The organism is Neorhizobium sp. BT27B (assembly GCF_050455485.1).
Taxonomy (GTDB): domain Bacteria; phylum Pseudomonadota; class Alphaproteobacteria; order Rhizobiales; family Rhizobiaceae; genus Neorhizobium.
Genome location: NZ_JBCIYT010000012.1, coordinates 154141 through 162749 on the forward strand (window position 1 = coordinate 154141; position 8609 = coordinate 162749).

The 8609-nt window shown below is 56.4% G+C and carries 11 protein-coding genes and 1 pseudogene; 4 read left to right on the forward strand and 8 right to left on the reverse strand.

Annotated features, from left to right (window positions below; translation table 11 throughout):
- Nucleotides 1-606: 606 nt before the first annotated feature.
- Both AAIH70_RS25650 and AAIH70_RS25655 read left to right on the forward strand, forming a co-directional pair.
- The gene (locus tag AAIH70_RS25650) at nt 607-1023 is read left to right on the forward strand and encodes an SH3 domain-containing protein (protein ID WP_430036406.1); all 417 of its coding nucleotides are present in this window, start codon (nt 607-609) and stop codon (nt 1021-1023) included.
- Between the two features lie 1579 nt (nt 1024-2602).
- Nucleotides 2603-2821, forward strand: a complete 219-nt coding sequence (locus tag AAIH70_RS25655; protein ID WP_430036408.1) for a hypothetical protein — start codon at nt 2603-2605, stop codon at nt 2819-2821.
- A gap of 8 nt (nt 2822-2829) precedes the next feature.
- Here AAIH70_RS25655 and AAIH70_RS25660 read toward each other — a convergent pair whose 3' ends face one another.
- From AAIH70_RS25660 to AAIH70_RS25675, 4 genes are all read right to left on the reverse strand, one after another.
- The gene (locus tag AAIH70_RS25660; protein WP_430036410.1) at nt 2830-3456 is read right to left on the reverse strand and encodes a hypothetical protein; all 627 of its coding nucleotides are present in this window, start codon (nt 3454-3456) and stop codon (nt 2830-2832) included.
- 535 nt (nt 3457-3991) lie between these two features.
- Nucleotides 3992-4147, reverse strand: a complete 156-nt coding sequence (locus AAIH70_RS25665; RefSeq protein ID WP_430036412.1) for a hypothetical protein — start codon at nt 4145-4147, stop codon at nt 3992-3994.
- 156 nt (nt 4148-4303) lie between these two features.
- Nucleotides 4304-4477 carry an excisionase family DNA-binding protein gene (locus AAIH70_RS25670; protein ID WP_430036414.1) on the reverse strand — a complete coding sequence of 58 codons (174 nt, stop codon included), beginning with the start codon at nt 4475-4477 and terminating at the stop codon, nt 4304-4306.
- A gap of 68 nt (nt 4478-4545) precedes the next feature.
- Nucleotides 4546-4812 (reverse strand): hypothetical protein, encoded by a 267-nt coding sequence (locus tag AAIH70_RS25675; protein WP_430036416.1) that lies wholly within the window; start codon nt 4810-4812, stop codon nt 4546-4548.
- A 413-nt stretch (nt 4813-5225) separates the two neighbouring features.
- Here AAIH70_RS25675 and AAIH70_RS25680 point away from each other — a divergent pair, with 413 nt between their 5' ends.
- The gene (locus tag AAIH70_RS25680) at nt 5226-5648 is read left to right on the forward strand and encodes a SyrB-like regulator (protein WP_430036418.1); all 423 of its coding nucleotides are present in this window, start codon (nt 5226-5228) and stop codon (nt 5646-5648) included.
- 144 nt (nt 5649-5792) lie between these two features.
- The gene (locus tag AAIH70_RS25685) at nt 5793-6368 is read left to right on the forward strand and encodes a hypothetical protein (protein WP_430036420.1); all 576 of its coding nucleotides are present in this window, start codon (nt 5793-5795) and stop codon (nt 6366-6368) included.
- Between the two features lie 401 nt (nt 6369-6769).
- Here the strand turns inward: AAIH70_RS25685 and AAIH70_RS25690 are convergent, their stop codons facing one another.
- The 4 genes and pseudogenes from AAIH70_RS25690 to AAIH70_RS25705 form a co-directional block, all read right to left on the reverse strand.
- Complete coding sequence (locus AAIH70_RS25690) at nt 6770-6934, reverse strand: hypothetical protein (RefSeq protein ID WP_430036422.1); 165 nt, start codon at nt 6932-6934, stop codon at nt 6770-6772.
- A gap of 328 nt (nt 6935-7262) precedes the next feature.
- Nucleotides 7263-7427, reverse strand: a pseudogene (locus AAIH70_RS25695) (DUF736 domain-containing protein); the annotation flags it as partial.
- Nucleotides 7428-7590: 163 nt separating this feature from the next.
- Entirely contained in the window at nt 7591-7890 is a 300-nt protein-coding gene (locus tag AAIH70_RS25700) for a DUF736 domain-containing protein (protein WP_024318408.1), read from the reverse strand.
- A gap of 463 nt (nt 7891-8353) precedes the next feature.
- A complete protein-coding gene (locus AAIH70_RS25705; RefSeq protein ID WP_430036425.1) occupies nt 8354-8479 on the reverse strand; it encodes a hypothetical protein in 126 nt (41 codons plus the stop codon).
- Nucleotides 8480-8609: the final 130 nt, after the last annotated feature.

Genomic DNA, 8609 nt, shown 5'->3' on the forward strand with positions numbered 1-8609 from the left:
AACCGGGTTTATACACGCACAAGCCTGTGACCGTCTTACAAATCAGAGGTAGGAGCCTGCATAATATGGCAATGCGTGTTCTATGTTGCATCCATGTCGCGTAACTGTTCATCCTTCAATTCTTTGCGGACGTGATCCGCAGCCACCCGTCTGAGAACGTTTTTCGCGCTCGAGCAGATCGAAAGGCAGGCACGTAAGCTTGCGATCCCAACGCACGATTTCCAAAATGCTTGGCAGTCACTTATCTTGCGAGGATATTTGGCTCGCATGGATGACGATACTGCCGCCATCACCAACACATGCGCAACCTTCGTCAGACAGGCTTGGAAACAGTAGGTTTCATACGAGCTCGGCTAGCTCGACTCTTTCGCAGGTTGTGGCATGATCCCCGTCGGGCGGGGATAGGGCATGACTAAACGTGGAATGATCGGGTGGGCAGTCGCCGTAGTGTTGTTGATAGGCTGGATAGGGTCCAAGAGTGACAAGCAAGATCCGCAACCCGAGCCTGAATCAATTATGGCTCCATTACCCTCGCCACCATCAATATCCCAGCCTCGACCAACTGCTCCACCAGCGGAGCTGCCCACACGACCGCAACCTCTTACTATGCCTGATTTGCCAACGCTGCCGGAACGTTTGTACGCTGCCTCAAACGTCCGGCTACGGTCCCGGCCGTCGTCCAGCGGGGCTATAGTATCTACGGTGCCGGCGGGATCGGCAGTAGAGGCGACGGACGCAGAGCGGGGGTGGCGCAAGGTAAAAGTTGGAACCTTGGAGGGCTGGATCAGCAGTGACTTCCTGAGCCCTACGCCGCCAGCGTCGCCAGACATCAAGCCGCAAAAACCTGCGCCCATTGCACCACTCGTTCGCCAGACGAAACCCAGCCGATCGGGAGAGGCAGCCCGGGAACCATACGTTGCGACGTGTGACTGTCCTTACGATTTGATGAGGAATGGCCGGAAATGTGGTGGACGATCAGCCTACAGCCGTCCAGGAGGAAGAAGCCCCCAATGCTATTTCTGAAAGATATTTAGGGCGGCTGGACTTAGAGGGGTCGCCATCCAGCGAAAGAAAGGATCGAGCCGACCTTTCCGGCGCCATCTATAATGTCGCCGGGCCCGAAAGCCATTCTAAGATGATTCGTTCTACGACTATAGATTTGAACTGAGTCCGTCCGTTTTCGTACAATTCGAGAATGATGAGTGGGCTTATTCAGATACGGTATTTTCCGATCTATCATCCGCTCGCAGCCAATCACCAATTTCTTTCATGATGACTCTCCGGCCAGCGGGTGAACGCATTATCTCCATGGACCGGCTCTCGACTTCAGCTTTGTCGCTCGCTGAGGGCCATAAGCCGATTGCATCATAGATCGCGATGGCGGCCCGAGCCGTAAGAGCGTCCGGAATCTCTCGCTCATTGCACCGCGCTACCATCCAGGCATTGTTCTTAATGATCTGACTTGCATGCGACCGAGAGATGCCATGTCTTGAAGCGATTTCCGACAGGTTATCACCGCGCGAGCGCGCAGCGGCTATCTCGTAATTCCGATCGGTGCTCATGTCTGACAGAGTAGCGTGACTTTCCAGTGGGTGCAACGGCCTCCCTCGGGCCGACGGGCGAGCTTGCTCTGGTAACAAGGCGCGATCATCATTTGCAACATCTTCAGATGCGAAAAGCGGTGCCTCTGCGAGGTCCCGAAGCTCTTCAGCCAGCTTCACGAGTTCGGGCGATAGGCCCTGAGATGTTGGAGGATTCGTCCCAATGCGTCAATGACTAGGCGGGCTCCAGCGTATGCCCATATGCAGGGCACCAGCGACTTTATCCTTGACCTTCCAGAGAGACTGGATCGGGTTGAGCGTCAAATCTATGGCGCGGCTAGAGCGACGTCACCCTGATCAGCCATCTACCCCACTCGACCCAGCAGCAGGGACGTCTATGCCGCGCGCAATGTGATCCTTTACCTCAGTGAGCGCCTTGACCGCGTGGGACGCTTTGGACAATTGCAGCCTTTAACCTGCGGTCCGCAGGCGAATACCTAGGGGGCATGTAAGATTATCGTTGGAAACTCTAGTCTTCACTATCCACCCAGGTGACTGCTTTTGCACGCTTGAGTACGAGAAGTGCGGCTTCGGCCATACGTAAACCCCGAGCCTTGCTCGGAGGCGGATGCGGCTTACTTCGGGATCTAAAGCTTATGCGATCCGATCGAGTGGAATTTGCGCTTTTTCGCCTCATACCTTCCTCCCAGAAAGCACAAACTCTTATGCCTGCTAGGCGGAATTGCAATTCACGAATTAACCTATTGTTAACCGGTAAGGTTATCGCGAATGCTCGTCCAAAACGGGCGGCGACGAACGAGGGGGTGTCGTCGCGACAAGGTACTGGTTGGCCAGTGCCTCGCCAATCCGTGGGACACACGCATTACGCCCTTCCCTGGGGGAGAGGCAAGTCTCCAATACGCACAGCAGTCGTTCAAGACTTAGCTGTGATTTTCCCGTTAAAATTTCATTAGCTATTCGGCTGGCCGTGGCAGCGGGATGGGAACCATGCACGCGGGCGAAGGTTCTAGGGCCTCCTTATCTCGCGGTGGAAAGCCTTCATGACTGAACTTATTTTCCCTGTCACGCTCGCAGGGTTTTTCTTTCTGGCTGGCGTAGCGCTTATGATCCTCGGACTAACGCCTGGGTCTGCTGATGAGCCTACCCGCACGGCGGACAAAAAGAAGCCCGCCGAAGCGGGCTTAATCAATGCGGAGGATATTAAGAGAGTCAGTACGGGTTCTAATGTCCGTGACACCTCACTAAAGCGACATGGTTAACACGGACTTTACGGGTATGACTGAGCCTGCAGTTCTGCAGCACGAATACGCTGCTGCGCAGCAAGTAAGAAAAGGTAGGCTGCCAGTTCCACTGTTTCCTCGAAGATCTGGCTAAAGCCGAGGTAGTTTTGCAAAGTTAACCCCATGTTATTCTCAGCCGCAGTCGTGAGCAGGAGCGCAACTCCAGTCATCCCGGTTTCTAGGAGCGGTAAGTGCCCAGAGCTCCACATTGAGCGGCACAGCCTCCAAACCTTGCATCGAATGAAGATGAATGCCGACGCCATGAGAAGGGCGCCGACCGCTGGCGCAACCAAGAATTTGTACGGCAACGATGTGCTGGTGTAGAAAGGGCCGATCTCCGCAAAATCTGCGGGTGGCACGAATACAGCGCCCCAGCTTAGTTCTCTTCCTACGCATATTATCCAGATTGGGACCGCGGCAGCCCACAGATTTCGCCATGGTGATTTCTCCCGAACGACGTAGCTTATGGCTTGTACTGCCCCAAGCACCAGAACTAGGTTCTGAGTTATCTCGATCGGACCGTTTTCGTAACTGCTCCATTTTGGCAGGTTGAAAGACAGCGTATAGGCGAGGCAGAATGCAGCTGTGGCAAGCGCCCTGTATGCAATTAGCATTGGCATTCCAATTTATTTCATCCCTTCCAACTCACGCCGCAGTTAATCAACTGGAACGCGGCTGGCCTGCTCTGGTAAGCTACCCATGGTGCGACGGTGTATCGTTGTTGCGACTACGTCACTGAACTGAAGTCAGCGAAGTCTGTTAGCGACTGATGCCCAGTCACTCCCTGATATCCGCAATCACTCCTCGACGATTCGGAAAACGAAGGATTCGGTACCACCTGTCGGCTATATAAGGAATATCCGCGTCCGTCGGCCAAATTTCTAGAGCATCCTCGATCGCTACGGCAGCCCTTGCGGTGAGACTGTGTGGCAGCGGGCGATTGTCGCGTCGCTCCACGTAAATTGCGTTCTCTTGTGCAATCCGCCCAATCGATTTGGCGTGCAACCCCTACTTGTCTGCTAGAGAACTCACCTTTTCTCCGGCAAGCCGCGCTGCGGCAATATCATAGTTGCGGTTGGTGATGTCGTTCATGTGTCGAGCTTATGGACCGTCAGTGTGCAGAGCAACTCGCAAATCTGCAAGTTGTACTTATTCCGGATCCGGCATTTCACCGCTCTGAAAGATGATGACCGCGGGGCTGGACTCTCCGATACCCGGATCGGCCTCCCGGCTCCGCGCGACGACGCCCGCGTATTGGTCCGGCATCAGGCGCGCGCCGCGCTTTGCCCGCTCTTCCGTGTCCACCGAGGGCTTACTCGGTCTCTGTCTGCGTTTGATCTATCTCCGCAAGCCGAGCGCTTTGCTGCTGGCGGTATTTCTCGCTTCATCCTTGTCGGAAAACCATGCCTCATGTCTCCCACCGTCTTCCTTAACGGTGACGATTATTTGGTTACCCTTCATTTAGGAGAAGGCGTCAGAGATTTTTGCAGCCACGTCTGAGAGTTCGGTAGGAAAAGGGGCGGGATCGCGCTCCTCTACTACGTCGCGCCGGATGCGCACGAGCTTGCCCACTCGAAAAGCGGGGAGCTCGCCATTTTCGATCATTTTGCGAATGTGGCGCTCCGAGCACTCCATCGCTGGGCAAGGGTCTTTGGTGTGAACACCTCGGGCATCGCTGCCTCACTAAGTATTTTTCCGTAAATTTAGGCTGATGGCTTGCGGTCGAAAAGCTTCTGAAAGATGTCTGCTTGTCTTTCAGAAGCCGCTCGAATGGCCTTGAGCTGCGCAAGCATGCTGCCAAACGCTGCGACAAGCACGAACCCGACGAGAGCCGGCGCTGCCCATGGAAGTGCCGCGACGAGGGCAAGCATGGGGTAATACCCGCGACCGGCAGCTGCCACAATCGCGAGAAGCGCGAAGATCACAATGGCGATCCCGATCCAGCCAACCCAGAGCAATATCTTTTCCATGCCATCCCCCCCAATGCTTGGTTCGAGACTGCCACGGCATGTGGCATGTTGCAATCAATGTCGCACGGAGCGGCCGAGGCTGTAGGGAGTCCCACGTAATCCGGTGTTTTCCGGCGTGACAGAATGCCACATGCCCGCCACTCATTTTCAGAGTAGCAGGCATGTCAAATAGCTGACATTGCTATAGAAAAAGTGGTGCCCCCGACAAGGTTTGAAATCGTGACCCCCTGATTATCAATCAAGACAGCGCCGCATGTAACATTGCATTCAATCTGCCCTCCGCTGATTACACGATCTCCCGTCTCCATACCGTTCACTTGGCAGCAAGCATCTAGACATGTCGTATCGCCTTCACATGTTGACTCTGCAGGCATGTCCATCAATGAAAGGCTCGCCCAGCAAGGAGATAACTGATGGCTGAAGAGACGAATACTGGCGTGACCGTCGAAAATGCTGCGACTGAATCTGCCGCGGCCGCGCCAGTCGCGAAAAAGACCCGTGGTCTCAACCGCAAGAAGCCTGCGGCTGAAGCAGTTGCTGCAGCGACCACTGCAGAAGCACCTGTAAAGAAGATCCGCGCAAAGCGCGGCGAAAAAGCTGCAGAAGTGCAACTGGCCAAGGCTGCAAAAGCCGAAAAGGCAACCAAGGCACCGCGCGTCGCAGCCGTCGCAAAGCCGGTCGCAGACGCCCCGGCACCGGTTACCGCTGCCGCCGCATCCGACGAGTTTTCTGACCTTCTGAAGCTTGAAGAAGAAAACAAGCTTCTGCGTAAGGAGCTTGGCTACAAGCTGCGCACAGAAAACGCCGACCTGAAAAAGAAGCTCGGCAAGAGCTGACCGTCTCAATCAATTGCGGCTGTTCGCATAAGATCGGGAACGAAGACATAGCCGGACCTTTTTTCGAAGGTCCGGCATTTATTGATGCGGGACCTATCCCGCCTTGTTGATCGAGGTTGAAGTGCGATGAGAACACCATGGAGAATGATTGCGGACCTGGTGTCGGGAAAACCATCCAAGACCGAGACCGCCCCGCAGACAAGTACAGTTGAGGTAACACCGGCTGTACCTGATGCGAAGAAGACTGCAGCAAGCACGGACGATATTGCTGGACGCATTGAGGACGTTGTCGTGACGTCGCCTGAACCGGAAAACACTCCCAAGCGCGAAGTCATCAAAGACCCGGCGACCGTCGACGACACAGGACCTGTGGCCGAAACGAAGTCAGTAGAGTTGGCACTGCCCATCGAAGAGAAAGCGGAATCGGTCGTTTCATTAGAGACAGACACCAAACCAGAAATAATTGCGGTAAAGCCGCCAACCGTGAAAGCACCGGCACCCGCAAAACCCAAACACGCGGTCGCCAAGCGGGGCCAACAGGAAATCGCTCTTGAGGCTGTCGAGTTTGCGAAAAAGGCGAACCCCAGCCCTAAGTCGGACTCGGATGAGATGGCCGACCTTGATCGGGACATCGAAGATTTGCGCAAACAGCTTGCTGAAAAGCTGAAGCTCCAGAATGCACAATTGCGCAACCTGATCGATCGCTACGAAGGCCCATAAACGCGGCGCTGCGCCGTGTCGTCCTCAAAAAACTCTGGCACGGTTTCCTCATCACCATTATCATGCGGAGCTTGCGCTCGATGATGAGAAGGTAGTTTTGCGTATGGGCCTGGTGAGTATGATTTTGGAACTTCGAGAACAAGGCAGCCCTCCCGAACCTCAGTCCGGGTCGGACGCCCCTCTGGCGGACGGCATTCAGACAAAGGTGTCATCGGCAGATGATCGCAGCACTCAGGAGGCGATCTCATTGAGGACCTTTGCTCTGCGGCTTGATACGAAGAAACGACGAAGTCAGAAACTTGGCAGGTAAGTTTGGCCGACAGTCGCCTGTTATCGGCCACCGGCCATAGTCTATCGCCACGCCAAAATCTCTCCCGATCGCTTCAAGTCGATAGCCGCCTTCAAAAAGGCGGCTCGGTGTCGTTTCTATCGATCAGGTCCGCAATTCGGACCTGAAGCTCGGCCCGTGCAAGATCGAGTTCGACAACAAGCAGCCGACGCTCTGCCGGATCCCACGTATTCGATAATTCGGCACGCAGTTCTTCAATCAGTGTTTCGAGTGACATTGTCATCGTCCCGTTCTCCTTGAGTTTCGAAAGACGGGAGGACGGGGCGCGAAGAGCGCCCGGGGTCAGGGATCGCCCATGCGACCGGCAGAGCCGGGGAGTGGGGGAGCCGATTTTGTCAAACGGACACGCTCCGTTTTTCAGAATTGATGGGGGAACCGCTCATCCTTGAGGCCGTCCTGCTCATTTGGTACCATTCCGCATTATGAGCAACTTCCCCGCCCACCGTATGGCACCACGAAAGCCGAAACTGGCTCGACGCCAGGTCCGGCTTTGACCTCTCGGAAGAGGGGAAGGCCCCGCCTGTGGCGGAGCCTCGTGATGTCAATCAGTCCCGGTTCGAGCGAGACCAGATAAGCTGAAGGCCATCCTCGCCTTCGACCTCGGTAAGCGTTGCGTAGATCGGGGCCGGGAAGGAAGGATCGTCGAGCTTGACCGATAGGTAGTCGCGGCCCTGCTCAGAGGTCTTCTGCCAGGCTGCGCCGAGTTCGACCTTATGCGGTGCACCGCATAACGTTGATTATGCAGAGAGCGGGATTATGCGGAGCGTTGGTCGCTGAAGCCTGCTTTGCCGAGGTTTGCGGTGGATTTTACTCCGCATAATTCCGGGGGTTGATGGGTAGCGCCCCGCTGTGGGCGGAGCGCCGTGTTTCTGGTCAGCGGGACCAGATGAGCTTGTGCTCGCCTTTGTCGCCCTGGACGAGGGAGGCATAGACCGGAGCTGTGAAGGACGGATCGTCGAGCTTGAGCGAGAGGTATTCGGCGCCGGTTTCCCGGGCGGTCCGGCTCCAGCCGGCTCCGAACTCGACACCCGTTGCTGTGACCCGGAAGTCCGGGGCGCGATCGTTGTCGCGGTCGCAGGGTTTGATGGATGCCTTGACGTTGAGGGTGAGGGTCTTGATGGTACCGTTGTAGGCGCCGGTTTCGTCGCGGGTGAAGGTGCCGATCTGAGCCATTGTCGTTTCTCCTGAGAGTTGTTCGAAGCCGCCCGATGCGGCCTCGATGGCGGTCGAGAGGCGACAGGTTGGCCTGCTGCATCCAAAGGACCACAGCGCCAGCGGAGGACGGCGGTAGCCGAGCTTGTTGGCTCGCGAGGAATGGCCGCTTGCGGTCAGGGGAAGAAGGTCGGCGAAGCCGTTGCAGGCCAAGGCCGGACCGGCGCCAGACCAGCCGAGATGAGAGGCCGTATCGGGGCTTCGCGGCATTGTCGGCCGAGAACGACGTGGATGATCGCCTCATCATCAGCAGGAACACCGCTGTCGCAGCGTCATCGCCCCTACCGATGTCATTGCCATCACGCTCCGAGCCGACGACACCAATCCCGCTCGACATGGTGCGGGCCATGTCAAGCAGGATGCCGGTGGAACCAAGCGGCTCACGCGGTGCGCCGACGCCGCCTCAGATCTGTAACCGATCCGATCACGCCGGTGTTTCCAAGTCCGAAAGCAGCGATGCGATCAAAGCATCCGGTGCCTTGAACCGTCCGCGTCGCAGTTCTGGCGGGACGACCGCCTCGACCGCTTCCAGCTTTTCGGTAGGATCCATGCGCAGGTAGACCTCCGTTGTACGGATGTCGGTGTGACCCAACCACAGGGCGATGCGTAGCGGCAATCTAGGTGAGATTCAGCGTCAATCAGGATGAGACTCGCGCCGGGGTGTGACGGAGTGAGGGCGT